This is a genomic window from Streptomyces sp. CNH287, assembly GCF_000424825.1.
The window spans coordinates 313,376-337,957 of the sequence record NZ_AUKQ01000003.1; the positions used below are offsets into that span (position 1 = coordinate 313,376).

18 protein-coding genes are annotated in these 24,582 nt (G+C 72.7%); 8 read left to right on the forward strand and 10 right to left on the reverse strand.

Features of this window, described 5'->3' with window-relative positions:
- The first annotated feature begins 235 nt into the window (after positions 1 to 235).
- A complete protein-coding gene (locus H299_RS31540; RefSeq protein ID WP_078512370.1) occupies positions 236 to 3,568 on the forward strand; it encodes a tetratricopeptide repeat protein in 3,333 nt (1,110 codons plus the stop codon).
- A 519-nt stretch (positions 3,569 to 4,087) separates the two neighbouring features.
- On the opposite strand, the gene H299_RS31545 is transcribed toward H299_RS31540, so the two are convergent.
- Positions 4,088 to 4,507, reverse strand: coding sequence for a hypothetical protein (locus H299_RS31545; protein WP_158692248.1), 420 nt, complete (start codon positions 4,505 to 4,507; stop codon positions 4,088 to 4,090).
- A gap of 301 nt (positions 4,508 to 4,808) precedes the next feature.
- On the opposite strand from H299_RS31545, the gene H299_RS0101315 reads away from it, so the two are divergent.
- Positions 4,809 to 6,800, forward strand: a complete 1,992-nt coding sequence (locus H299_RS0101315; RefSeq protein WP_027746935.1) for a hypothetical protein — start codon at positions 4,809 to 4,811, stop codon at positions 6,798 to 6,800.
- Positions 6,801 to 6,850: 50 nt separating this feature from the next.
- Here H299_RS0101315 and H299_RS0101320 read toward each other — a convergent pair whose 3' ends face one another.
- A complete protein-coding gene (locus H299_RS0101320) occupies positions 6,851 to 8,536 on the reverse strand; it encodes a hypothetical protein (protein WP_027746936.1) in 1,686 nt (561 codons plus the stop codon).
- A 245-nt stretch (positions 8,537 to 8,781) separates the two neighbouring features.
- Here H299_RS0101320 and H299_RS0101325 point away from each other — a divergent pair, with 245 nt between their 5' ends.
- A complete protein-coding gene (locus H299_RS0101325; protein WP_027746937.1) occupies positions 8,782 to 9,255 on the forward strand; it encodes a hypothetical protein in 474 nt (157 codons plus the stop codon).
- A gap of 133 nt (positions 9,256 to 9,388) precedes the next feature.
- Positions 9,389 to 9,625 (forward strand): hypothetical protein, encoded by a 237-nt coding sequence (locus H299_RS0101330; protein WP_051262010.1) that lies wholly within the window; start codon positions 9,389 to 9,391, stop codon positions 9,623 to 9,625.
- 70 nt (positions 9,626 to 9,695) lie between these two features.
- Here H299_RS0101330 and H299_RS0101335 read toward each other — a convergent pair whose 3' ends face one another.
- The 5 genes from H299_RS0101335 to H299_RS31570 all read right to left on the reverse strand — a co-directional run bounded on the left by H299_RS0101335 (position 9,696) and on the right by H299_RS31570 (position 16,798).
- Positions 9,696 to 10,253, reverse strand: coding sequence for a DUF4430 domain-containing protein (locus tag H299_RS0101335; RefSeq protein WP_078512371.1), 558 nt, complete (start codon positions 10,251 to 10,253; stop codon positions 9,696 to 9,698).
- 1,505 nt (positions 10,254 to 11,758) lie between these two features.
- Positions 11,759 to 12,820: an ECF transporter S component gene (locus H299_RS31555; RefSeq protein ID WP_051262012.1), complete on the reverse strand. Its 1,062-nt coding sequence runs from the start codon at positions 12,818 to 12,820 to the stop codon at positions 11,759 to 11,761.
- On the reverse strand, positions 12,817 to 14,484 hold the full coding sequence (locus H299_RS31560; protein ID WP_051262013.1) for an ATP-binding cassette domain-containing protein: 1,668 nt from the start codon (positions 14,482 to 14,484) through the stop codon (positions 12,817 to 12,819). The genes H299_RS31555 and H299_RS31560 overlap by 4 nt, the downstream gene beginning before the upstream one ends.
- Positions 14,481 to 15,653 (reverse strand): CbiQ family ECF transporter T component, encoded by a 1,173-nt coding sequence (locus tag H299_RS31565; protein ID WP_051262014.1) that lies wholly within the window; start codon positions 15,651 to 15,653, stop codon positions 14,481 to 14,483. Before H299_RS31565 ends, H299_RS31560 begins: the two co-directional genes overlap by 4 nt.
- Positions 15,650 to 16,798 carry a hypothetical protein gene (locus H299_RS31570; protein ID WP_051262015.1) on the reverse strand — a complete coding sequence of 383 codons (1,149 nt, stop codon included), beginning with the start codon at positions 16,796 to 16,798 and terminating at the stop codon, positions 15,650 to 15,652. Before H299_RS31570 ends, H299_RS31565 begins: the two co-directional genes overlap by 4 nt.
- Positions 16,799 to 17,597: 799 nt before the next feature.
- Here H299_RS31570 and H299_RS0101370 point away from each other — a divergent pair.
- The 3 genes from H299_RS0101370 to H299_RS0101380 all read left to right on the forward strand — a co-directional run bounded on the left by H299_RS0101370 (position 17,598) and on the right by H299_RS0101380 (position 20,394).
- Entirely contained in the window at positions 17,598 to 18,845 is a 1,248-nt protein-coding gene (locus tag H299_RS0101370) for a hypothetical protein (protein WP_027746941.1), read from the forward strand.
- Positions 18,846 to 18,928: 83 nt separating this feature from the next.
- Positions 18,929 to 19,894 carry an SDR family NAD(P)-dependent oxidoreductase gene (locus H299_RS0101375; RefSeq protein WP_027746942.1) on the forward strand — a complete coding sequence of 322 codons (966 nt, stop codon included), beginning with the start codon at positions 18,929 to 18,931 and terminating at the stop codon, positions 19,892 to 19,894.
- A gap of 101 nt (positions 19,895 to 19,995) precedes the next feature.
- A complete protein-coding gene (locus H299_RS0101380; protein WP_027746943.1) occupies positions 19,996 to 20,394 on the forward strand; it encodes a GNAT family N-acetyltransferase in 399 nt (132 codons plus the stop codon).
- Between the two features lie 20 nt (positions 20,395 to 20,414).
- Here H299_RS0101380 and H299_RS0101385 read toward each other — a convergent pair whose 3' ends face one another.
- Positions 20,415 to 22,277 (reverse strand): TerD family protein, encoded by a 1,863-nt coding sequence (locus H299_RS0101385; RefSeq protein WP_027746944.1) that lies wholly within the window; start codon positions 22,275 to 22,277, stop codon positions 20,415 to 20,417.
- 105 nt (positions 22,278 to 22,382) lie between these two features.
- Complete coding sequence (locus tag H299_RS0101390; RefSeq protein WP_027746945.1) at positions 22,383 to 22,832, reverse strand: carboxymuconolactone decarboxylase family protein; 450 nt, start codon at positions 22,830 to 22,832, stop codon at positions 22,383 to 22,385.
- A gap of 82 nt (positions 22,833 to 22,914) precedes the next feature.
- On the opposite strand from H299_RS0101390, the gene H299_RS0101395 reads away from it, so the two are divergent.
- Positions 22,915 to 23,823, forward strand: coding sequence for a sigma-70 family RNA polymerase sigma factor (locus tag H299_RS0101395; RefSeq protein WP_027746946.1), 909 nt, complete (start codon positions 22,915 to 22,917; stop codon positions 23,821 to 23,823).
- 66 nt (positions 23,824 to 23,889) lie between these two features.
- Here the strand turns inward: H299_RS0101395 and H299_RS0101400 are convergent, their stop codons facing one another.
- Complete coding sequence (locus tag H299_RS0101400) at positions 23,890 to 24,483, reverse strand: dihydrofolate reductase family protein (RefSeq protein ID WP_027746947.1); 594 nt, start codon at positions 24,481 to 24,483, stop codon at positions 23,890 to 23,892.
- Positions 24,484 to 24,582 lie beyond the last annotated feature (99 nt).

Consider the following 24,582-nt stretch of genomic DNA (forward strand, 5'->3'; position numbering starts at 1 on the left):
CTGCCCCGACAGGTGCGGGTCCTGGGCCGCGTGGCGGGAAAGGGCACTGGCCAGAAGGTGAAGTGAGTGGGGTACGCGGTCAGCTTGGGCCGTCTGCCAGGCATGTGCGAGTTCTGGGTCAATTTCGGTCAGCGGTTGCACAAAGCGGGTCAACTGAACCCAGGTGTCACGGTGTTGTGCCTGGTCGGCGACGAGTAGAGCCGAAAGCAAGACCTCGCCCAGATCCTTGTCCCCCATGTCTTCTTCATGCCCCATACGTTCCGCTGTTGCACGTGCGGCACGCAACGGATCGGACAGCACAGACGATCAAGAAAGGACAGGCCGCAAAGGTTCACAAACAAGCGATGCGCCAGGCGTCAGAAACCGGCCGCATTCCCTATGCATTCTGTCCGCACCCGTTCATCGGTGCCATCATGAGTACCGCGGAATGCCCATCCGGCGGGAGGCGCTGGTGAAGCTCCGGATACGCATGCTCGGGCCGATGGAGTTGCGCGCGGGCGAGCGGCACCGCGCCCTGGGGTCCTCGAAAGAGGGCCTGACCCTGGCCGCGCTGGCGTGGGACATCGGCAAGGCCGTCCCGGCCGACACACTGGTCAGCCGCGTCTGGGACGTCCCGCCCGAGAAGGCGCTCGACAACCTCTACACCTACGTCTCGCGGCTGAGGCGCACCTTGCAGGCCGTGGTCGGCGAGGCCGCCCCGGACCTGACCGGCCGGGCGCGCACGTACGCACTGGACGCCCCGCCCGAGACGGTGGACGTGCGCCGCTACTCCGCGCTGACCGACCGCGCCCGCGCCCTGCACGGCGAGGGCCGCCAGCACGACGCGCTGCGCCTGCTGGAGGAGGCCGCCGGACTGTGGCGAGGCGAGCCGCTCGCGGGCACGCCCGGACTGTGGGCCGAGCAGGTCCGCACGACCCTCGGTGAACGGCACCTGGAGGCGGCAGTCCTGCGCGCGGAGATCGCCCTGCGGCAGGGGCGTCACGGCGAGGCCGTCGCGGAACTCACCGCGCTCGAGCCGAACCACCCCGTCCACGAGCCGCTCGTCGAACACCTGGCCCTGGCCCTCTACGCGGGCGGCCGGGTCGAGGACGCCGCCCGCCTCATGCAGCGGGCGCTGCGCCGGATGGTGAACGAGCACGGCATCGACCCGGGCGGGCGGTTGCGCCGCGTCCAGGAGGGCATCCTCAAGCGCGCGCCCCTGCGCGAGCTGCTGCCCGCCCCGCCCGTCCAGGCGTACGAGCCGCGCCTCCAGGTCCCCGACAGTCTGCCCATCGACGCCGGGTGGGTGGGGCGGCACGAGGAACTGCGCCTGGTGACCGAGGGGGCCGACCGGGCCGACGAACGACCCGTCGGCTCCACGCTCGTGCGCACCATCGATGGCATAGGTGCGATCGGCAAGACCGCGCTGGCGGTACATGCCGCGCATATCGTCCGCGCGCACTTCCCGGACGGCGCTGCGTTCCTGGACCTGCGGGCACACGCCCCGGTGGAGGCGCTGGAGCCGGCCGCCGCGCTGACCGAACTGCTCCGCGCCTTCGGGGTATCGCTCTCGGAGCTTCCGCAGAACACCGACGGCCTGGTCGCCCTGTGGCGTACAACGATGGCGAACCGGCGGGCGATCGTCGTCCTGGACGACGCGTCCGGGGCGGAACAGGTCCGCCCGCTGCTGCCCGGCTCCTCGCCCTCCCTGATCATCATCACCAGCCGCCGCCGGCTCACCGGCCTCCCGCACGCGCGTTCGCTCTCGCTGGAACCGATGCCGCTGGCCGAAGCGCTCGCCCTCTTCTACGAGCAGACCGGCGCCGCCCGGCGTCCGTCCGACGACGCGGACGCCATCGAGGTCGTCCGGCTGTGCGACCGCATCCCGCTCGCCGTCATGATGGCCGCGGGCCGCCTCCAGTCCCACCCTTCCTGGAGCACGGCCGACCTGCGGCGCCACTACGCGGAGAAGCCGGTCAGGCTCCCCGAGATGCGGGACGACAACCGGGCGCTGGAAGAAACGTTCGCGCATTCCTATCGCGACCTCACGCCCGCGCAGCAGCTCCTCTTCCGGCGTACGGGCCTGCACTTCGGCTCCGAGTTCGGCATCCTCGCGGCGGCGGCCCTCGCGCGGCTCACGGTGGAGCAGACCGAGCGCGCGATGGACGAACTGACGGCCTGTCACCTGGTTTTCGAGACCAGGCCCCACCGCTACCGCACACACGATCTCGTGCGGGAGTTCGCCGCCGAACAGGCCAAGGCGGAGCCCGCGGAAGCACGGCGGCAGGCCGTCCAGCGCCTGCTGGACTTCTACCTCCTCGCAGCGGACCGCGCGGACCGCGAAGCGTACCCGCACCGCATGCGGATGCCGGTCACGGCCGCGTCCCCGGACGCACCCGAGCAGGGCACGCTCTGGCCCGACGGCCAGGCCCACACCTGGCTCACCACCGAGGGCTCCAACCTCCTGGCCGCCCTCACCTACGTCCGCCAGCACGGCTCCCCGCGCCAACTGGCCTATTTCACCCACGCATTGAGCGGCTACATGGACGCGGAGGGCTATCTGACCCTCGCCGAGCCGCTGCGCAAGGGCGCCGTCGAGCACTGGGAGGCGTCCTGTGACGACGAAGCGACCGCGTACGCCCTGCTGGACCTCAACACGGCGCTCTTGCAGACGGGTAACTACGAAGCGGCCTTGGTTTCGTCTGAAAAATTGTATCGGCTTGCCCGGGTGCTCGGTGAGTCGGAGTTATGTGCGGAGGGGCTGCATCAGATCGCCATCGGGCACTGGCGCACGGGGGACTACGCGCACGCGTTGGCCTGTGAACAGGAGTGCCTCGCGATTCGCCTGAAGGGGTCGCCGCCACTCCATCAGGCGCGAAGCTTCAATATTGCCGGGATCGCCCTGCTGCACATGGGGAGAATCCGTGAAGCGATCGACAGTTTCATGGAGGCACTGCCAAGATATCAGTCGGTTGCGAATGTCACCGGCCAGTTCATGGTGCTGAACAATGTGGCAGAGTTGCATATGAAACTTGGCAACATGGAAGATGCAGACGGTATATATTCTCAGGCTTTCGAACTCTCCCGCACCATGGGAAGCCGCTCCGATCGTGCGACCTTGAAGATGAACCTCGCCAGCGTCCGCCGAGCCCTGGGGAAGAAAGAAGAAGCCACGCGGCTCTATGAGGAGAGCTTGCAGGTTTTCCGCGAATACGGCGACAAGCTCAATCAGGCTGTGTGCCTGGATGGCATGGGTTTGGTGCTTCAGTCCGGAGGCCGTGCCGCTGAAGCGCTCACCTACCACCGCGCGGCGTTGAACTTGGCGGACGAGATCAATGCGGCTACGGAGAGAATTCAGATCCTGCGCCACCTCGGTGTCGCCGAGTGCAGTGTCGGCCGCCCCGCTCCGGCAGAGGCGCACATTCGTAGAAGTCTGGACCTTGCCCGAAGTCTGAATGTGCCCGATGAGATGGCCGAGTCGCTCACCGCGCTCGCTGAGTTTCGCACTCAGGCAGGCGATGTGGGTGGCGCCGAGAGTCTGCTGGCCGAAGCGCGGGCGCTGGCCGCCCGGGTCGACCGCCCAGAGTAGGCATACGAACAAATCACCGACACGCGAAGTGCCGTTCGTGTTGGTGGCCCCCTGTGGTCCGGCGTCTGCGGATGGGCATGGCTTTGCGTGATTCACCCGAACGTGCCATGATCGCTGCCCGTGATTGACGGGCAAGCGTGAGGACCGGTCCTTGCGCGAAAACCCTCCACCCCGCGAGAAGGCAGTGGCGCGTGCGCTCTAAGAAGTACACCTGGACCGTCGGCATCGCCGCTCTTGGCCTGAGTGCCCTGGCGGCAGTTTCAGTCGTCACCGTTTGCATGGGGAACTCTGTGCCGATTGCCTGATTCTGGAGTTTTCGTCAGTCTGTCCAGTTTCTTCTGTGGTGCCGATCGTATCGCAGTGCGGCCAGGTTGATAACTGGCTCGGCGTGCCAATTCTCTCCCTGAGACTTGGCACGCCGTGTCACTGTGTCTTCGATTATCCGTCCGGGCTGTACGGGTTGCCCCGCCGCCAATTCGTCCCGTGATGCGGCCGGGTGGGCACTGCCGACCGTGCGGCCTACGAGATCACGACGCGCTTGGCCGTGCAGTTCTTCGTGACGTCGCCGTGGATGACGCAGCCCCAGAACGAGACGATCAGATTCTCGGGGATGTTTCCGGTCTTCCAGGGGCTGCAGTACCCGGCGGGATGGCCACGGGTGCCGGCGGCGCGGTCCACGTCGCCGTCGTTGCCGATGTCCAGGAAGGCCTTGACGCCCCGGCCGTCCTCGCGGGTGTCGCATGCCCTGAGCGCGTCACCGGGGATGCTGCCGTCCGGGTCATCACTGAAGACCACGTAGCCGGCTACCCCGCCGTCGTCGTTGAAGACGTTGCTGCCCCAGGTGTTGACGGCCACGTCCGCCTGGGCGACGCCTCCTCCGGCCATCACCATGACGCCTGCTATGCCTGCCGCAGCGAGACCGTTCAGTAACTTTCGCATAGCCCCTCCGTGCTTGCCTCCGTGAGGCATCGCGAGGATGCCTCAGACATGACAGTGCAACGCGCAAGGTAATCGTGCATACGCTTCGCAGATAGACATGTCCGAGCCAGAGTGCCGACCAGCGCGTCGGTACCGGACAGGCGCGGACCATGCCCGCCGCGGCGGCGGTCGGTGGCGGTGCAGCCTGCGGGAAGTTCCATGTCGCCCCGGACGCAGGCGCATAGAATCGGGGCCAGCGAGCCGCGCCGTCCGCGCGCGGTGCGCGGCCGTTCTGTCCGGCGTGAGGTATCGGAGTCGCCCCATGGCCTTTCCCGTCCCGCCGGAGGCGGCGCACTTCGTCGCCCGGGAGGCCGAGCAGGAGCGGGCTCGACGGGCGGTGGCCCAGTGGCGCGGCCGGTCCCGGCCGATCTGTCTGACGCTGACCGGCCTCGGCGGCGCGGGGAAGACGGAGCTTGCCTACCGCCTCGCCCGCGAGCTGCGGGAGCGGTGTCCCGACGGGACGCTCTACCTCGACCTGGACGATCTGCGCCGCGACGGCGCGGTGGAGGTGGCCGACGCCCTGGGGGACCTGCTGCGCCAACTGCACGTCGACGCGGCCTGGCTGGAGCGCTCGTACCAGGAGCTGCGCAGGCAGTACTGGGAGCGTACGGACGGCAAGCAGCTGACCGTCATCCTCGACAACGCCCGCTACGGCTCCGAGGTGCGGGAGCTGTTCCCCTCGTCCGGCGCGAGTGTGGTGATCGTCGCCAGCCACGGACCGCTGTACGACCTGGACGACGGCCTGGCCGTCGCCCTGCCCGTGGACCCGCTGGACGACCCGCCCGCCCGGGAACTGCTGCGGCTGGTGGCGAACGACCCGCGTCTCACCGCCGAGCCCGAGCCGGTCACCGGCCTGCTCCGGCTGTGCTCCGGGCTGCCCGCCGCCCTGCGCATCGCCGGGGCGTGGGTGCGCAGGCACCCGCACCGTTCGCTGGCGCGGCTGGTCCGCGAGCTGGGTGCCGAACTCGAGGAGCGGGGCCTGCCGATGGTCGAGCGGATCTGGGACACCTACTACCGCGAGCTGGGTGCCGACGCCGCCGCGCTCTACCGGCTGCTGTCCGGATTCCCGGGGCACACCTTCACCCCGGACGCCGCCGCAGCTTTACTGGGCCGTGGCCCGGAGGCCGCCGAGGACGCCCTCGACGAACTGCTGACCGCCGGGCTGCTGGACTCCCGCGGGACGCGGCTGCGTTTCCCCGAACTGCTGCGCGCCCACGCCCGGCGCCGTGCACGGCAGGACGGCGGCGAGGCGGCCGGCGGCAGGGGGGCCGGTGGCGAGTCGGAGGCCGGCGAGGCGCGGCGGCGGCTCGTGCGCTGGTACCTGCGGCAGGCGCAGCGCGCCGACCTGCTGGCCGCCGGGCCGCGTCTGAAGCTGGCGGAGCAGGTGCCGGAGCTGCCCGGCGCCCCGGACGTCCCGCTCGCCGACGGAGCCGCGGCGTACGGCTGGCTGGAGGCCGAGCGGCACGTGCTGTACGGCCTCGTCCGCTTGGCGTACGCGAGCGGTCTCGACACCGAGACCTGGTCCCTGTGCGAGCCGCTGTGGACGCACTACCTGGACCACCCGCACTACGCCGACGTCATCGACGCGTTCCGCACCGGGGTGTCGGCCGCGCAGCGTGCGGAGGACGTCCCGGTCCTGGTCCGGATGCGCTGCCAGCTGGCCCGCCCGCTGTGGGAGCAGGGCCTGCTGGAGGAGGCGGGTGCGGAGCTGGAGCAGGCGGCCGGCGCCCTGCCGCTGCTGGGCGGTTCGCGGCAGGAGCGGAAACTCGCCGCCTCGGCCGTCGAGTTCCGCGGCATGCTGCGCTCGGTCCAGGGCGACTGGGGCGCCGCGGCAGCCGACTTCGAGACTTCCCGCGAAGTGCACCGCGCGCTGGAGAACGGCTACGGGGTGATGCTCCAGACCTACCGGCTGGGCGAGGCCGTCGCCGCCCTCGGCGCACCGGACCGGGCGGAGGCGCTGCTGCGGGAGGCCCACGACCGGGCCCGATCGGAGCAGCGCGTACGCATGACCGGGCGGACGGGGTTCGCGCTGGGCGGGGTGCTGCGGCGGCTGGGCCGCCAAGGCGAGGCGCGCGAGCTGTACGCCGCCGCGCTGACCGCCGCACGCGAACGCGGCGCCCCGTACGACGAGGTGCGGGTGCTGGACGCCTGCGCGGAGCTGGCCGAGGAGGACGGGCGGCCGGAGGAGGCGCGGGAACACCGGGAGGCCGCGCGGATCATCCGGGCACGGCATGGGGGCCTGGCACGGGAGTGACCGTGTGCTGCGCCGGGCGGCCCGGTGCGCGCTGTCCAGCGCGGTCCGCGCTACCCGGTCCGGTCCGCCTCCGCTTCGGTGGCCGCCTCGATTCGGACGGTGTAGGCGTACGGGCCGATGAGCGCGGTGATCGCGGCGGGCAGCGGTGCGGGCGCCGCGTGCGGAGCCGCGTCGCGCCGGAGCAGCCAGGCGTGCACGGCGCAGAGTACGGCGGCCGGTTCCGCGTACACCAGGCGGCCGTCCTCCCGGCAGGGCGCGATACGCACGGACAGCAGCGGCCCTGAACGCGCCCGGACCACGCACAGCGACGCCGAGACCACCATCGCGGCCCCCCGGCACTGGGGGTACGCGGCGAGGGCGTGCGCCGTCCAGCCGCCCGCCGTCCAGGCCACGTGGTGGCGGGCGGCCGGGAGCAGGGGTGTTCGGCGGTAGAGGAGCCCGGCGCTCTGCGCGTGCCGCTCGCTCGCCGTGCCGTGTTCGGCGGCCAGGAAGTGCGCGGGCGCGGTGGGCGGGCCGCCGTACGCCGGGAACCGTTCGATCCGCACCTGCGGTGACCCCGTGCGGTCCAGGTGCGCGCGCACGGCGAACGCGGCCGGGGAGCGCGGCGGCGGGGCGGGCGCGGGGAGCGGCCGGGGGAGGACGGGGGCGGCACGCGGGGTCAGGCCGAGCAGGTGGTAGAGCCTCTGCCGCAGGCGTTCGAGGGCCTGGCCCCGTCCGGCGAAGGCCGAGCCCGCGATGTCCCGCAGGGCGTACGGGTGTTGGGCGTGCAGCGCTGCCTCCACGTCCGCCGCGAGGCACCGCCCGGGGGTGTCGAAAGGTGCCAGCCGGGGGCTGTGGGACAGCAGTTCCGCCATGGGGCTGCCGGGTATCAGCTCTTCGCCGCCGTCGTAGGCGGCGATCACCGGCCGGTTCAGGGCTGCCGCGTACAGGGCCGTGGAACCGTGGTCCGTGATCACCGCGTCGGCGGCGACCAGGAGGGCCGCCCAGCCCTCGTACGGTTCGGCCAGGACCAGCCCGGCGTCGAACGCGGGGGCGAGCTGCTGCGACAGGTCGAAGGCGCCCAGGCGGCTGTGCTCGTTGGGGTGGAGCACCAGCGCCAGTTGGTAGGCGTCCTGGGGCAGTCCGGCGGCGAGGCCGGCGGGCAGGTCGGGACGTCTGTGGAGCAGGGACTCGCGGCCCCAGGTGGAGGTGAGGACGATCAGCTTCCGCGCCCCGGTGCCCAGCGCCTCCCGGTAGGCGGCACGGTGCGAGCGGGAATCCAGGAGCCGTTCGAGCGTGGGATCGCCCACGGCGGCGGCACGGGTGGCGGCGCCGGGGCTGAGCGCCGCCAGCTGGGCGATCTGACGCGGATGGGCCAGCGCGTGACAGGCGGCCAACGGGCCGCCGCCGGGCAGCAGGTACGCCGGATCGAGGCCGGAGGCGGAGTCACCCGATCCCTCGCCGGGCAGCGTCTTGCTGAAGCCCGCACCGTGCGGGAGGAGCACGCGGGGGCCCCGGAGCCGCTTCAGCTCGCCCTTGGGACTGGCGGCGAGGATCACGTCGTACGGGCGGCGGCACGCCTCCTGCCACGGGATCGTGCGCGCGCCCACCCGCTCGAGGGCGGCCAGCGCGTCGAGCCCGAACTCCGAGCCCGGAACCAGGGTGAAGCACCGGGCGATGCGATCGTCACCGGAGAACACCGGCAGGACGTCGAGCAGCCGGTGCAGGGCCGCAGCCGAGCGGGCAGCGAGAAGCACGGTTCTTCCCGTCGCCCGTCGCCCGTCGCCCGTCGCCCGTCGCCCGTCGCCCGTCGCCCGTCGCCCGTCGCCCGTCAGCTTCCATCGTAGTGTCGGCGGCCTCTTCCCATATGCCGTATCCGCAGATCAGGGGAGTTCTCCGGGGCGATGGTACCCAGCGCCTGGGAGGCGGGATCTCCGGCGGCGTTCCGCGACGTTCGACCGTTCGCGGCGCGCGCGGGGGCGCGGCTGGGGAGAATGCCCTCATGAGTGAGTGGGGCGTCGCGCTGATCGCCGCGGGTTCGGTGCTGGCGGGTAGCGCGGCCACCGGCTGGTTCGCCCGCAGCGCGGGCAGCCGCCAGGCGGAGGCGGCGCGGCACGCGGGCGACCGGCAGGCCGACGCGCTGCTGCACACGGTCCGGCTGACCTTGGCGGAGCAGCGGGCGGTGCGGGTGCTGGACCTTCGCCGCCAGACCTACGTCCGATTCCTGGAGGCCGCGGAGAAGGCCGCGCTCACGCGCCGCGTCGGCGGGGGGAGTCCGGACGACCGCGGTTCGCTCCGCCAGGCACTCGCCGCCGTTCTGCTGGAAGGTCCGCAGGAGACGGCCGCAGCGGCACGGGAGTTGACCGAGGCGCTGGAGGGCAGCCGGCGCACGCCGGACGAACTCGACCGCGCGCGGCGCCAGTTCCTCGACGCGGCCCGCACCGCGCTGGACCTCGCCGGCGGTCCCCTCACCTGATCCGGTCAGTACCGGTACCGGGCGCAACCCGGACGGATGAGCTTCAGCGCCCTTCCGTGACCTTCGAAGGCGGCTGGAGATAGTCATCTGAGCGGTTTCCGGCAGAGACGGAGGCCAGAGGTGAGGGGAAGCGATGACACGCAGGGGAAGCGGCGGCCTGCGCCGCCGTTCGGCGCGTACGGCGGGGGCGTTGGCCTTGGCCGCCGGTGTGCTGGGCATGGGAGCGGGCGCGGCTCACGCCGACGAGTACCACCGCGACTCGGACAACGGGCCCAGGGTGATGCTCTTCCAGATCGGTCAGGTGGACGACCCCGCTGAGGACGTCCTTGAGCACACACTCCTCTTCGGAAGCGACTACGCCTGGGACTGACCTTCGGCAGAAACCGCTCGGGCGGCCCGCCGTGGCGCGCGGAGGGGCGCGGCGCCACGGCGGCGGAGGGTTAGAGCAGGGTCCAGGTGAAGGCGACGTCGTCGCCCGGATTGATGCGGAACTGGCAGCCGCCGACCGGGGTCGAGGTGCCGTTCACCGAGATGTTCCAGTACGCGTCGGCGCCGCCCGAGTGTCCGTCGATCGTGCTGACGAAGTAGTCGTCGAAGGAGGCGTACCAGATGCCGTCCCAGGTGAAGCCGGCCTGGGTGGCGGCGTCGTCGAGAGCCGCGGTGGGCGTGGCGCCTGGGGAGGGGTTGGCGCCGTTGTTGGTGCCGTCGCAGGTGTGCGTGCCGCCGGAGGCGGTGGTGACGTTGTGCCCGGTGGTGGTGACGGCGCCGTTGAAGATGGTGCTGCTGGGGCCCTGGACCGTGAGGTTCACGCTGATCGGGGCGTTGGTGGCCCCGGTGGGTGCGGGCGCGGGCGCCGCGGCGGCGGCCGGTGCCGCACTGAGCGCGAGACCGAGAGCGGCGGCGTACAGCGCCGCTCTGCGCAGGAGGGGCCGTCTCGTCGGCTGGTCAGCCTGCTGCCGGGTGGCCCGGCGGGTGGCGAGACGCGTGGTCAGTCGCATGGTGGGTGCCCTTCTGTGGTGTTCGGCTGCGCGGGGGGTGGGTTCAGATGCGGCTGATGCCGTCGGCCGGGCTCGTGCCGCCGCTGCGGCGCCGGGTCACGGCGACCGCGGCCCCTCCGGCAAGGAGCAGGGCGGTGGCGCCGGTGCCGAGGAGGAGCGCCGGGCTGCCGGTCGAGGCGAGGCTGCCGTCGTTGCCGGTGGTGCCGGTGGTGCCGGTGGTGCCAGTGCTGCCGGTGGTGCCGGTGGTGCCGGTGCTGCCGGTGGACGCCGGGGTGACTCCGTCGCTGCCCCCGGCGGAACCGTTGTTGCCGACGGAGGCGCTGGAGGAACCGGAGCTTGTGCCGGAGTCGGTGCCGGAAGTGTCCGCACCGTCGCTCGACGTACCGTCGGTGGTTCCGCCGTCGGCGTCGTCCCCGCCGGAGGCGCCGCTGTCCGCGGAACCGCCCGGCTCGCCCGCGCCGCCGTTGTCACCAGAGCCGCCGGGGTCGCCGGAGCCGCCCGGCTCGCCGGAGCCGCCGGGGGCCCCAGAGCCGCCCGGGTCGCCGCCCGCGGGACCGCACGCGACCGGCTCCAGACCCGGTGCCGCGCCTTTGCCGTCCACCTGAACCAGGGACTTGCCCGCGAGCGCGGGCACCACCTGGGCCGTGGCGCGCAGCGCGGTGCCGTCCGCCTTGGGCTCGGCGTAGCCGACCGCGCCGCGGTCCTTGGCCGTCGCGTCGCAGCCGACCTGTACGGACTTGAGCCAGCTGACACCCTTGCCCGCTGCCTCGGTACGGCCGCCCGCGGCCAGCGCCTGTACGTCCAGCGCGGTGGAGTTGGAATTGCCGGGAGGCGTGCCGAAGCCGTTGTCGCGGAAGCTGCCGTCCGGAAGCTGCTGGCCCTCCAGCCAGTCGAGGGCGGGCTTGGCCTCGCCTTCTTCGCCCGCCGCCAGCAGGGCCTGGACAGCGAGCCCGGTGCTGTCGGTGTGTGACTTGCACCTTGTCGGGTCTGCCCGCAGGGACAGCGGGAAGCCGCCGTCGGCGCACCGCGTGGAGGCGAGGAAGTCCACCGCCTTGGAGGGGAGTTCGCCGCCGCGTTCGAGGGCGAGCACGGCCAGCGACTGGGTGAACTGGTTGGACATGTCGCCGGTCGGCAGCTTGTCGGAGAACCGGCCGTTGGCCTGCATCTGGCCCAGCAGCAGCCCGGTCAGGTCCTGTCCGCCGAAGTCCGCGGGGTCACGGTGCTGGACCTCGGCGACCAGCGCCAGCTTGGCCGTGCCGCCCGCGTTGACGTTGCCCGGCGTGCCCCTGTTCACGTAGGCGGCGGCGTTGGCCTCCAGCCAGTCGGTGGCCTTGGCCGCCGTGTCGCCGCCGGTGCCGGTCGAGGAGAGTGCGAGCACGATGTCGGCGGTGAGGCCGTGGTCCCCCTTGGCGTTGCTGCCGTCCGTGAGCTGATGTGCCATCCAGGTCGCGGCGGCGTTCGCGGGGGAGGTGAGGACGGGCGGATCGGCCGCGGCGGTGCCCTCGTCAGCCCGCGCCGGGCTGCCCGGCAGGAGCAGTGCCGTCGTCAGCGCGGCGGCGGTCAGGGCCGCCGTCGTCAGCACCGCGGCGGTCGTCGCCGTGCCGGGCACCGTTGCGCCCGGCGCTGCGGCGGGCGGCAGTCCGTCCTTCGTTCTCGCTTCGGACCGGGGGGATTCGGGCATGCGGGGACTCCTTGTCGAGGACGGTGGCGGCAGTGGCCGTCGTGGCGGGGGTGAGGGTGACCGGTGCGTCGAACGCCGCCCGGCGGGCGGCCCGGCGCAGTACGGCCAGCACGGCGGGACCGAGCGTGACGAGGGCGATCAGGTTGGTGATCGCGCGCCCGGTGTCCCAGCCGACGGTCGAGGTGAGGAAGGTGAAGACGACGAAGCGGTGCAGGTTCTCCAGTACGGGATCGCCCGCCACGAAGGACAGTTCGGTGCCCTCGCCCAGCGAGTAGGGCCAGAACCACATGTTCATCAGGAAGCCGAACGCGTAGGCGACGAACACGCCGTACGCGGCGAGCATCGCGGTCTCCGCACGGCCCGACACCCGCCGTGGCAGCAGCCCGGCGCCCATCCCGATCCACCCGGAGGCGATCATCTGGAACGGCAGCCAGGGCCCGATCCCGGCCGTCAGGAGGGCGGAGGCGAAGAGGGAGGTGGAGCCGAGCACGAAGCCGAAGCCCGGCCCGAACACCCGGCCCGCCAGCACGAGGAGGAAGAACACCGTCTCGATACCCGCGGTGCCCGCGCCCAGCGGACGGAGCCCGGCGTTGAGTGCGGAGAGCACCCCCAGCATGGCGAGGGCCTTGGTGTCGATGCCGCCCGAGGACATCTCCGCCAGCACCACGGCGAGCAGCACCGGCAGCGTCACCATGAAGATCAACGGGGCGTCGGCGGTGTGCGCGGTCATCGCGGGCTGGGGTGCGGCGAACAGCGGCCAGCAGAACATCGCCAGCCCGGCCACGCTGGCGAGCGCCAGGACGACGGCGCTGCGCAGGCGTACGGGGATCACCCGGAGTGTGGCGCGGTGCCACGGCGCCTGGGGTGCGCGCTCCCGCGGCCTCATACCGGCTCACCCTCCCGCCCTGCGTGCTCCCACGCTCCGGCCTCCTCGTCCGCCGACTCCTCCAGTGCCTGCCGGACCTGCTCGACGGTGAGCCACTCCAGCGGCGCGAGAATCTTCGCGACCTGGGGCGCGAACGCGGGCGAGGAGACGACCACTTCGGCCGTCGCGCCGTCCGCGACGACCTCACCCTCGGCCATCACCACGACCCGGTCTGCGGCCTGGGCCACGAACTCCACGTCATGGGTGGCCACCACCACCGCGCGCCCTTCGGCGGCGAGACCCCGCACGAGACGGCCGAACGCCTCCTTCGCGTGGTAGTCCAGCCCCCTGGTCGGTTCGTCCAGGAGAACGACACCGGGCGCGGCCGTCAGCTGCACGGCCAGCACGAGCGCCAGTTGCTGCCCCTCGGAGAGGTCGCGCGGATGCCGGGCGCCGGGCACGCCGGGCGCGAGGCGGTCCAGCAGGCCCCGGCAGGTGCCCGCCATGGCCTCCGACTCGCCGTCGGCCTGGGCGCACTCCGCCTCCACGCTCTCCAGATAGAGCAGGTCGGTGGCGGTCTGCGGCACCAGCCCGACCAGTGCGCGGGCGACACGCGGGGACGCCTTCCCGGGGTCCGTGCCGCCGGTCTCCACGGACCCGGAGTGCCGGGGGCCGGAGCCCTGGAGCGCCCACAGCAGCGACGACTTGCCCGAACCGTTGCGGCCCATCAGCGCGGTGACCTGCCCCGGCGGCAGCTCCAGGTCCAGTGCGCGGACGGCCACGGTGGCGCCGTACGCGACGGTGATCCCTCTGGCGGTGAGGGCGGCCGGCCCGTCCGCCGGACGGCCGGGGGCGTGCGCGGCGGGGCTGCGGCCGGCCAGCCTGTCGCGCAGCGGCCCGGCCTGCCGCCGCGCGTCCCGTACGGACAGGGGCAGCGGGCTCCATCCCGCCAGACGGCCGAGGCGCACGACGGGGGGCGCCACGTCCGACTCGGCCATCAGCTGTGCCGGTGCGCCCGCGCGCACCCGGCCGTCCCCGGTCACCTGGACGAGCCGGTCGGCGTACTGGAGGACGCGTTCGATGCGGTGCTCGGCGATCAGCACGGTGGTGCCGAGGTCGTGCACCAGCCGGGTGACGGCAGACAGCACCTCCTCGGCGGCCGTCGGGTCGAGGGCGGAGGTCGGCTCGTCCAGCACCAGTACCCGCGGATGGGCGGTCAGGACGGAGCCGATCGCCGCGCGCTGCTGCTGCCCGCCGGAGAGCGTGCGCAGCGGGCGGTGCCGCAGGTCCGCGATGCCCAGCAGGTCGAGGGTCTCCTCGACGCGCTTGCGCATGATGTCCGGCGCGATGGCCAACTGCTCCATGCCGTACGCGAGTTCCTCCTCGACGGTGTCGGTGACGAAGCCGCTGAGCGGGTCCTGCCCGACCACGCCGACCAAGTGGGCGAACTCCTGCGGCGGACGGTCCGCCGTGCTGGTTCCGGCGACGCTCACCGTGCCGCGCAGGTGGCCGCCGGTGAAGTGCGGCACCAGCCCGTTGACCGCGCCCAGCAGCGTCGACTTGCCCACGCCCGTACGGCCCGTCACCAGGCACAGCTCGCCCTCCTCGACGCACAGATCGACCTCCCGCAGGGCGGGCTCGGCGGAGTCGGCGTAGGTGAAGGTCACCTGGTCGAAAAGGATCACGAGGCGGCCTTTCCGGAGGTGGAGGCAGAGGCGGAGGCGGAGGTGTGAGCGGGAGCGGGAGCGGCGACGTCCGTGGGGGCGGCGACCGGCGGCGCGGGCGCCAGGACCGCGGGCAGCGCCGCGAGCAGCACGGCGCAGGCGGGCAGCAGTGCCACCTCGGGCCAGACCAGAGGGGAGAGCGAGGGGTAGAGCGACGCCGCGTCGGTACGGGAGACCACGTACATCAGTACGCCCGCGCCGATCCCGCCGGCGGCCACCACGACCTCGGCGCCGCGCCACCGGTCGGGTCGGTAGCTGCTGCGCCGCACCCGGCGCCCGCCCAGGACGAAACCGGCGCCCGCCAGGGCCAGACCGGCCAGCAGCAGGGGCGTCCCCAGATACCCGGGGGTGCTGGCGCCCAGCGCTCCGTACAGTCCGGCGCACACGCCCAGGAGGCCGGTGATGACCAGGGTGCCGGTGAGCACCCGGGTGCGCGGGGCGACGTCTCCGGTGCGGCCGTAGCCGTGCGAGGCCATGGCGGCGGCGAGGGCGAGCGAGCGGTTCATGGCGTCCTCCAGGACCGGGATGACGATGCCGCGCACCGCGCCCTTGCCTCGGCCGGGGCCACCGCGCAGCCGCCGGGCGCGGCGTACCCGCTGGACGCTCTCGACGAGTTGGGGTGCGACGGTGAGGGTGACCACGACGGAGGTGCCGATCTCGTACAGCGCGCCGGGCAGGGCCTTGAGCATCCGCTTGGGATTGGCCAGTGCGTTGGCCGCGCCGACGCACACGACCATGGTGGCCAGCCGCAGCCCGTCGTACAGCCCGCCGAGGAGCTGTTCGGCGGCGACGGGGCCCAGCAGCCTGATGCCGGCGGCCAGTTCGGGCAGGGGGATCTGGGGCAGGGTGAAGAGGACGGTGTCGCCCTGGCCGCCGCCGAAGATGATCCGGAACAGCACGCGCATGAGCACGATGAAGGCGCCCAGCACCAGGTACATCCGGAAGGCCAGCGCCCAGGGCGCGTCCGTACGGCGCTGCACCACCACGGCTCCGGTGACGGCGAGGATCAGCAGCAGCAGTACGGGATTGGCGGTCCGGCTGGCCGCCGCCGCCAGTCCGAGTGCCCACAGCCACCAGGCCCCCGGGTGGACGGTGCGGGGGAGTGGGGAGCGCCAGCGGTGTGGGGTCATCTGGCGGTGCCGTCCGCCGCGTCGGCATCGCCTTCGGTGCCGGTGCCGGTGCCGGTGCCGGTGCCGGTGGTGTCGGGGCTCGGGCCGGAGTGGGCGGCGGCGCGGCGACGCCGGCGGCTGAGCAGGCCGGAGCCCACCGCGAGCGCCGCCGCGAGCGCCGCCCACACGACGGTGCCTGTCGGTATGCCGCCGTCGCCCTCGTCGGCCGTCTTCGCGGCGCGGTCCTCGCCGCCGGTCCAGTCGGCGTCTTCGGTGGGGGTGATGACGGGGCCCGGGCCGCTGCCGGGCTCGGTGCCCGGACCGGAGCCGGACGGGGAGGCGTCCGGTTTCCTACGGCCGGTGTCATCGCCCCCGCTGCCGCCCCGCTCGCGGTCCTCACCGGGCCCGGTGCCGGTCCCGCCGCTCTTCGTGCTGCCGCCTACCGCGCCCAGGCCCGCGTCAGTGCCCCCGTCGCTGCCGCCTCCGTACGCGCCGCCCTGCGCGCCAGTGCCGCCGCCGTCGCTCGAACCGGCCCCGCCCGTACCGCCGTTGGCGGAGCTGCCGTTGCCGGAAGCGCCGTTGGCGGAACCGCCGTTGCTGGAGCCGCTCCCGCCCGGACCGCCGTTCCCCGAACCGCCGTTCCCCGAACCGCCGTTCCCCGAACCGCCGTTGGAGGGCGAGGAGGGACGACGGGGCGTGAGACGCGGAGCGGGCGCGTCGGACTGGTCGCGGTTGGCGGAGAAGGACCAGCCCTCGAAGCTGCCCTTCGGCGGTGTGCGGTACGTCGCGCCGTACTGGCTGTACGTCCAGTCGCCGCCGTTGGGCGCGTGCCAGTACGACCAGTACGCGGAGGCGGGCGGGGTGTCGAGGCATGGCTCGCTGTCCGGGCCGGGCTTGTTCTCCAACCGGCAGATGAACGACTCGCCCCAGCGGCTGGTGCCGGTGACCTTGATGCCCGCGTCCTTGAGCGCGGCCAGCCCGGTCGCCTGGCTGCCCACCGCACAGCGCACGATCGTCTTGCCGCCCAGTTCACGGAAGTCGACGACGACCGTCACGCCGTTGCCGTCCGGGCAGAACCCGGGGCGTCCCCGGCTGGTGTCCACGGCGCCGGCCGGGGACGCGGCACCGACGCCGGTGCCCACCGCGGCGGCCAGCAGTGCCGACACGGCGAGAAGTACACGTAACGCACCAGCCATCAGGGCGCCTTCCGCTCCGGGGCCGGCGTACGGGCCCGAAACGGCCACGGGGCGCGCGAAACCCCTGACGCGCATTCCGGAGGGAAAGCGGCAGGGGCCGGCGAACCAAGGGCTGGCTCAAGGCTTCGCTGCAGACCATGACAGTGAGAAGCAGTGCACGCAGCACGACGGGCGGTCCGGCTCGCGACGGGCTCCGGAGGTGTCCTCCAGGGCACAGCCGCTCACGGTTGCAGGTCAGCGCCGGATTTCCACCGGCTTTCCCCGATCGTGTACGCATTTCAGTTGTGGGTCCGCCCTGAGGGCGAATCGAGCACATCATATGTGCGGTGCAGTGGGGCAGCCAGAGTCCGTTCCTGTGACGCGGGGCACGGGCCGAGGCCGCTGTGCGCTGCACTGCCGCGCGGCCCGGGGGGACAGCCCCGGAGGCGAGAACCACGGCTGGGCCCGGATGGAGGACGGGAAAGTTACCGGTGACGTGAGTCTGGGCATCCACGGTGGCGCCGTGTCATCGTTCGTTCAGGGTCCTGACCAGGAACTGTACGTTCTCGATCTGAACGGTACGGTCCACCGGCCGGACCCTGCGGCGTAACCCGCCGCCTTGCGTCGCCCGCGCCGTCCGCACCGCACCGAGCCCGCCCGGCTCGGTGCGGTGCGGTGCGGCGGGGGGGCGGCGGCGGGCCGTGCGGCGGTACCGGCCGGCGTTCACGCCGCGTTGGTTCCTCGTGCACGCTCGCCGGGCACCATCGGAGATCCCCGATCTGGAGGCACCATGCGAAGGCAGACACGCGGCCTGCTGACCACTCTGCTCGCCACGGCGGTTCTCGGCTCGGCGGCCGGAGTGGCCCAGGCCGACCAGCCGTCGGCCGCAGGCCCGTCCGTCGGCCCGGCCGCGGAGACGGCCGCAGCCGAATCCGACACCGCCGCCGCCCAGCGCCCGGACCGGCACCCGGACCGGCGGCTCCCCGCCTCCGTCGAGGGCGGCACCTGGCAGTCCGGCCACCTCCAGGGCATGGCCGTCGACCGCCGCAAGGGATTCATGTACTTCTCGTACACCAACCTCCTGGTGAAGACGGATCTGCGCGGCAAGCCCGTCGGTTCGGTCACCGGATTCACCGGCCACCTCGGCGACCTGGACTTCAGCACGCGCGACGGCCGGGTCTACGGCTCCCTCGAGTACAAGGCCGCGGAAGCCTTCTACATCGCCATCTTCGACGGCGACCGCATCACCCGGATGAACATGGATGCCCAGGAGTCCGGCGTCGTCTCCACGGTGCACCTCGAGGAGGTCGTGCGGGACTACACGGCCGACATGGACGGCGACGGCGTCTTCGACGGCAACACCGGGAAGACCGCCGACCACCGCTACGGGTGCAGCGGCATCGACGGCGTCGCGTTCGGCCCGGACTTCGACCGGGGCGACCGGCGCGGCAGCCACAAGCTGACGGTGGCCTACGGCGTCTACGCCAACACCTCCCGCGAGGACAACGACCACCAGGTGCTGCTCCAGTACGACACGCGGAACTGGCGCAAGTACGAGCGCCCGCTGACCGAGGAGTCCCCGCACACCAGCGGCCCCTCGCGCCCCGAGGGCAAGTACTTCGTGTACACGGGCAACACCACCTACGGCGTGCAGAACCTGGAGTACGACGGCCACAGCGGCAACTGGCTGCTGGCTGCGTACAAGGGCACCAAGCCCCAGTTCCCCAACTACTCCCTCTTCGTCCTCGACGGCTCCCAGCGCCCGCAGCGCGGCCCGATCCGCGGCCAGGCAAAGCCGGAGCGCGGCGAGCTGCTGCCGCTGCTGCGCCAGGGCCTGCACGACGAGGACTCCGGGACGTACGGTTGGGAGTCGGCCGGGCAGTACGGGCTGATCTCGCTGGACGACGGCCGCTACTACGTCGCCGAGACGGGTACCGCACCCGGCGACGGCGCCCCCAAGCAGTGGGGTCGCGCCGTGATGCACCGCTGGACGGGCGAGGCCCCGACGCCGTTCACCCCGATCGGGCAGGACGGCTGAACAGGTCCGCCACGGGCGTCCGTAACCGCCTCTTCCGGCAAGTGACTTGCCTTGGAGCGCACTCCAGCTCGTAGCTTCGGGGCATGACCACACAGCAGCACGGCATCAACTCGGGGTTCGGGGCCGACAGCACCGCGGGCCAGGTCCTGCGGGGCGTCGACCTCACCGGCAAGCTCGCCCTCGTGACCGGCGGCTACTCGGGACTGGGACTGGCCACGACGCGGGCGCTCGCCCAGGCGGGCGCCCGCGTCGTCGTCCCCGCCCGGCGCCCCTCCGCCGCCCGGCAGGCGGTGGAGGGCATCGACGGCGTGGAGGTCGAGGAACTGGAGCTGACAGACCTGGAGAGCGTACGGGCCTTCGCCGAGCGGTTCCTCGCCTCGGACCGCGGCCTCGACATCGTGATCAACAACGCCGGGATCATGGCCACCCCCGAGACCCGCGTCGGCCCCGGCTGGGAAGCCCAGTTCGCCACCAACCACCTGGGCCACTACGCGCTGGTCAACCGGCTCTGGCCCGCCCTCGCACGCGCGGGCGGGCGCGTGGTCTCGGTGTCCTCCAACGGGCACCAGTTCTCGGACGTCCGCTGGGACGACGTGCACTTCACGCAGGGATACGACAAGTGGCTGGCCTACGGGCAGGCCAAGACCGCCAACGCCCTGTTCGCGCTGCGGCTGGACGCGCTGGGCCAGGACGCCGGAGTGCGCGCGTTCTCGGTGCACCCGGGCACCATCTACACCCAGCTGGGCCGCCACCTGCCCCAGGACGAACTGACCGAGCTGACGACGACGATCGACGCCAGTGCGATCGGCAGGGCCTGGAAGACGCCCGTACAGGGGGCCGCGACGCAGGTGTGGGCGGCCACCTCCCCGCAACTGGCGGGCATGGGCGGCGTCTACTGCGAGGACTGCGACATCGCCGGACCGGCGGCCCCCGACGGCGTCATGGTCAGCGGTGTGCGCGCCTGGGCCGCCGACCCCGAGACGGCGGCCCGGCTGTGGGCGCTGTCCGCCGAACTCACCGGCGTCGACGCCTTCGCCGGGAGGTCCTGAGCGGGGCGGGGCGCCCGCCGCCCGCACGAGAGCGCGGCCGAGCCGTGGCTGGGCCCGCACCGCAGGCGGGCCCAGCCACCCTCCCGCCCTACGATCCGCCCATGACGATCACGTACGAGTGGCGCGGCGAATTCGACAACGGGACGGTCAACGCGCTGCACGCGGAGGCATTCGGCCACGCCGGCCTGCCCATCGACTGGCACGCGCAAGTCCACCGCCACAGCCTCGGCTGGGTCTGCGCCCGCGAGGACGGCAGCCTCGTCGGCTTCGTCAACGTCGCCTGGGACGGCGGCGTCCACGCCTTCGTCCTCGACACGATGGTCACGCGGGACCTGCGCGGGACCGGTGTCGGGACGCAGCTCGTCTCCGCCGCGGTGCGAGGCGCCCGCGCCGCGAAGTGCGAGTGGCTCCACGTCGACTTCGACGCGCACCTGCGCCCCTTCTACTTCGACGCCTGCGGCTTCACCATGACGGACGCGGGGCTCATCCAGCTGCACTGAACGAGCCGCCCCCTCCGCTGTCATCCGGCCGCGGGCTTCTCCGCCGCCTCGTCCGCCGCCTCGACGTCCACGCCGTAGCCGCGTGCGAGAGCGTCCAGCCCGTGGTCGAAACCCTGCCCGACCGCGCGGAAGCGCCAGACGTCGCCCCGCCGGTACAGCTCCGCGAGCAGCATCGTGCGCTCGGTGGTGGCCGCGTCCACCGCCGCTTGGGCGAGCGGTGCCGCACCTGAGTCGGGCCCGGTGGTGAGCTGGACGGCACCGACGTCGCCGAAGGTGGCGGCGCCGTCGATGGCAGCGGCGATCACGACCTTGCGCGCGGCGGGCGGCAGCGCACCCAGCCGTGCGGTCACGGTCTGCTCGGTCGGACCGTCGGTCAGCAGCCGTACCGTCCCGTCCGGGCTCTCGGGACCGCCGTAGAAGACGAAGTGCTCGTCCCGCGAGACCTGTTCGTCCTCGTCCACGATGAACGCGACGAGGTCGATCTCGCACGTGGTCTGCTGCGCCCAGGTCGCGCTGACGCTCCAGTGCGCACCGTGCGCCAGCTCCGGCAGGTCCACGACGCCGCCGCGCGGCAGCACGTGCGGGGCCTGCCGCAGGCCGCCCTCCGGGTGCGCCGGCGGACCGGCGACCGGCGCGTCCAGCCAGGCCGCTGCGTGGGTGGGGATCTCCAGCACGGCGACCCGGCGCGTACGGCGGTCGCCCTCCCCGCCGGGGAGCAGCACCACGTCGGTGACACTGGCGGACAGGTTGATCGCCGCCGCCCCGCCCAGCTCCACGATCCGCACGCGGGCCGCCGCCGCGGCCGGATGCGTGCCACCCAGTACGAGCACCCGCCGTCCGGCCAGCGGCCGTTGCCCGCCCCGCACCGCCTCCGCCGCGGGCGGGGCCGCCTGCGCGGGCACCGGCGCCTGCCCGCGCTCGGCCTGCCCCTTCCCCGCCTGCCCGTGCGGGGTGCCCGGCCGTACGTCCTCCAGCAGCCGCAGGAAGGCGGCCTCGTCGATGACGGGCACCCCCTCGGCCAGCGCGCGCCGCGCCTTCGCGGAGCCGGACGCGGGATCGTTGGTGACCAGCACGCCGGTGTGGCGGCTGACGCTGCTCATCACGTTCAGCCCGGCGGCCACCGACCGCGCGACCAGTTCCGCGCGCGAGAGCGCGGTCTCCCCGGTCAGCGCGACCTTCATCCCCTGCGTCAGCGCGCCGCCGGGCAGCACCAGCCGTCCGGGGTTGCGGTAGGCGCACGGCGTCTTGGGCGGCTGCGGTGTGAACTGCGGGTCCTGCCGGGGCGGACAGGTCACCAGCGGCAGCGGCAGATCCAGCCGTGCCGCCTCCCGCAGCGTGGCCCGCAGCACCCCGGCCAGCACCCGGGTGTCGTCCAGCGCGTCGTGTGCGCGGAGCTGGGGCACCCCGTAGTGGGCGGCCAGCGTGCCGAGGCGGAGGTTCTCGGTGGGCGGGTCCACCCGGCGGTTGAGCGCGAGGGTGCACAACCGCCGGGTGACCGGGAGCCAGGTCCGCGCGCGGGCGAACTCGTGGGCCAGGAAGTCGTAGTCGAACTGCGCGTTGTGGGCGACCAGTACCCGCCCCTCCAGCATCCCGGCGACCTGCGCGGCCACATGGTCGAAGGTGGGCGCGCCCGCGAGCACCTCCGACGTCAGCCCGTGCACGTGCACCGGGCCGGGGTCGCAGCCGGGGTCGAGCAGCGTCGAGAACTCCCCGGTCTGCTCGCCGTCCGGCCCGATGGTCACCACCGCCAGCGACAGCACCCGGTCCTGACGCGGCACCAGGCCCGAGGTCTCCACGTCGACCAGTGCCCAGTCGAGGCCGTAGTCGCGCGCGTCGGGCAGCTCGTGCGCGCCGGAGGAAGGAGAGGAGGAGACGAGACTCATGGCGGAAAGGATGAGGGGATATCCGCCCCTCCTTCAACCTGGATGACCATTTGTATCGCTATCTTCCTCGAACGGCCGGACCCGGGGCCCTCTCTGGGCGCCAGGTCACCAGGTCTTCCCGGCCTGCTCCCGGGTCGTGCGGTTGATCCGGTTGAAGAAGTTGGTCATCGCGATGTCCAGGATGATCGCGCACAACTGCTCCTCGGTGAAGTGCGCGGCGGCGGCCTCCCAGATCTCGTCCGTCACCCCCGGCGCCCCGTCCTGGAGGCGCGTGGCGGCCTCGGTCAGTGCGAGCGCCGCCCGTTCCGGATCGGTGAAGAAGGCTGTCTCGCGCCACGCGACCACGTGGTGCAGCCGTTCCTCGGTCTCGCCCTGCTTCCTCGCCGCATCGACCCCGGCGTACACGCACGGGCTGCAACCGTTGATCTGGCTGGCCCGCAGGTGGACCAGCGCGAGGACGCGCGGGTCGACGCCACCGGAGTGGATCACCTTGTTGAGCTGCTGTATCGCCGTGATCACCACGGGATTCGCCGCGTTCTTCATACGTGCTTCCATCGGTACTGCTCCTCAGTGGTTACCTGCGCCCGTCCGGGCCCGTCATCACCCATGACGGAGCAGAGCCGAGGAAGGTAACCACATGCACGAACCCAGCCCGACGGCCCCGGTGGCAGCGGCGTTCGAGGCCCAGCGAGACCGGCTGCGCGCGGTCGCGTACCGGATTCTCGGCTCGCACGCCGACGCCGAGGACGTGGTCCAGGAGGCATGGCTCCGCCTCTCCCGCCAGGACACGGCGGGCATCCACAACCTGGGCGGCTGGCTGACCACGGTCGTCGGCCGGATCGGCCTCGACGTCCTGCGGGCGCGCCAGGCCCGCCCGGAGGCGTCCTACGACGACCGGCTGCCCGAGCTGGTCGTCACTGCCGACGAGGGTCTGGCGCTGGACGACGACGTGGCTCGTGCCGACTCGGTGGAACGGGCGCTCCTCGTCGTCCTCGACGCGCTCGGGCCGAACGAGCGGCTGGCGTTCGTCCTGCACGATCTGTTCGCGGTGCCGTTCGGCGAGATCGGGCAGATCCTCGGCAAGTCCACCGCCGCCACGAAGATGCTCGCCAGCCGCGCCCGCAGGAAGGTGCGGGCGGCGGAGCGGCCGGCGGCAGGGGGGCGGGAGGAGCGGGAGCAGCGCGAGGTGCTCCAGGCCTTCCTGGCGGCGGCCCGGAGCGGCGACTTCGAGGGGCTGCTGCGGGTGCTGGACCCCGAGGTGAGGCTGACGGTCGACACCCCGGACGGCGAGGTCGTCGTCCTCGGCGCCACCAGGGTCGCCGCCGGCGCGCAACTCGCCGCGGGCGCCGCCGCACAGGGCCGTGCGGTGCGGGTCAACGGCCTGCCGGGCATCGCGTCCTGGCGCGAGGACGGCACTCCGGTCTCGGTCATCGCCTTCACCGTGACCGGCGGCCGCATCACCGCCATCGCGGCAGTGACCGACCCGGCCGGACTCGCGGCGATGGCCCTGCCCTGCCCGGACCGCCCCCCTGGGCGACGCCCGTAGCGCAGGGAGTGCGGGGCGCGGTGGCGCGGCGAACCCTTCGGGGCTGATGGCGGCGAAGCCCGGGTCTCACGTCTTCTTCACGTAGGTGAGGAAGACCGTGCCGCTGCCCAGCACCACGCTGTCGGTCAGTTCGTACAGCGTCGGGTCGAACGCGGTGCTGTGCGCGAACAACGGGATGCCCGAGCCGACCGTGAGCGGTGCGAACTTGATGACCAGCTGATCGATCTCGGGGCGGAGGACGCCGGCCAGTTCGCCGCCTCCGACCAGCCAGATGTCCTTGCCCTCCTCCTGCTTGAGTTCCCTGACCCTGGCCACCGGGTCGGTCGCGACGACCTCCACGGCCGGGTCGGCCGCCTCGGTCATGGAGCGGGAGAACACCAGGTGCCTCAAGTGCGGGTAGGCGTTGGGGACTCCGGCGTCCAGGCCGATCTGATAGGTCCTGCGGCCTTCGAGGACGGTGTCGAAGCAGGTGCCCTCGGCGGTGATGCCGAGCGCTTCCCTGGCGGGCCCGGGCAGGGTCTCCGGGTACTCGGCGACGAGGTGCTCGACGTAGTCCTGACCGACGGGCCAGAAGCCGTCGGGGCCCGTGGGGTCGGAGCCGTCGGGCCCGGCGATGTAGCCGTCGAGGGTCGAGGCGATGAAGTAGACGAGCTTTCGCAAGGGGTTCTCCTCGGTGACTGTGCCTGATGTACTGCGTGTGAAGTGGTTTGAACATAGTACTGCGCCTCCCGTAAAGTCAACGGAGTTCCCGCGAAGGAG

Excerpts from the sequence above, each read along its gene's own strand:
- H299_RS0101390 (WP_027746945.1), bottom strand. The coding sequence starts at position 22,832 with ATGGAAGCACGTATGAAGAACGCGGCGAATCCCGTGGTGATCACGGCG.
- H299_RS31555 (WP_051262012.1), bottom strand. The coding sequence starts at position 12,820 with ATGAGGCCGCGGGAGCGCGCACCCCAGGCGCCGTGGCACCGCGCCACA.
- H299_RS0101330 (WP_051262010.1), top strand. The coding sequence starts at position 9,389 with ATGACACGCAGGGGAAGCGGCGGCCTGCGCCGCCGTTCGGCGCGTACG.
- H299_RS0101325 (WP_027746937.1), top strand. The coding sequence starts at position 8,782 with ATGAGTGAGTGGGGCGTCGCGCTGATCGCCGCGGGTTCGGTGCTGGCG.
- H299_RS0101335 (WP_078512371.1), bottom strand. The coding sequence starts at position 10,253 with ATGCGACTGACCACGCGTCTCGCCACCCGCCGGGCCACCCGGCAGCAG.
- H299_RS0101315 (WP_027746935.1), top strand. The coding sequence starts at position 4,809 with ATGGCCTTTCCCGTCCCGCCGGAGGCGGCGCACTTCGTCGCCCGGGAG.
- H299_RS0101370 (WP_027746941.1), top strand. The coding sequence starts at position 17,598 with ATGCGAAGGCAGACACGCGGCCTGCTGACCACTCTGCTCGCCACGGCG.
- H299_RS0101385 (WP_027746944.1), bottom strand. The coding sequence starts at position 22,277 with ATGAGTCTCGTCTCCTCCTCTCCTTCCTCCGGCGCGCACGAGCTGCCC.
- H299_RS31540 (WP_078512370.1), top strand. The coding sequence starts at position 236 with ATGTCTTCTTCATGCCCCATACGTTCCGCTGTTGCACGTGCGGCACGC.
- H299_RS31565 (WP_051262014.1), bottom strand. The coding sequence starts at position 15,653 with ATGACCCCACACCGCTGGCGCTCCCCACTCCCCCGCACCGTCCACCCG.
- H299_RS0101375 (WP_027746942.1), top strand. The coding sequence starts at position 18,929 with ATGACCACACAGCAGCACGGCATCAACTCGGGGTTCGGGGCCGACAGC.
- H299_RS0101395 (WP_027746946.1), top strand. The coding sequence starts at position 22,915 with ATGCACGAACCCAGCCCGACGGCCCCGGTGGCAGCGGCGTTCGAGGCC.
- H299_RS31545 (WP_158692248.1), bottom strand. The coding sequence starts at position 4,507 with ATGCGAAAGTTACTGAACGGTCTCGCTGCGGCAGGCATAGCAGGCGTC.
- H299_RS0101380 (WP_027746943.1), top strand. The coding sequence starts at position 19,996 with ATGACGATCACGTACGAGTGGCGCGGCGAATTCGACAACGGGACGGTC.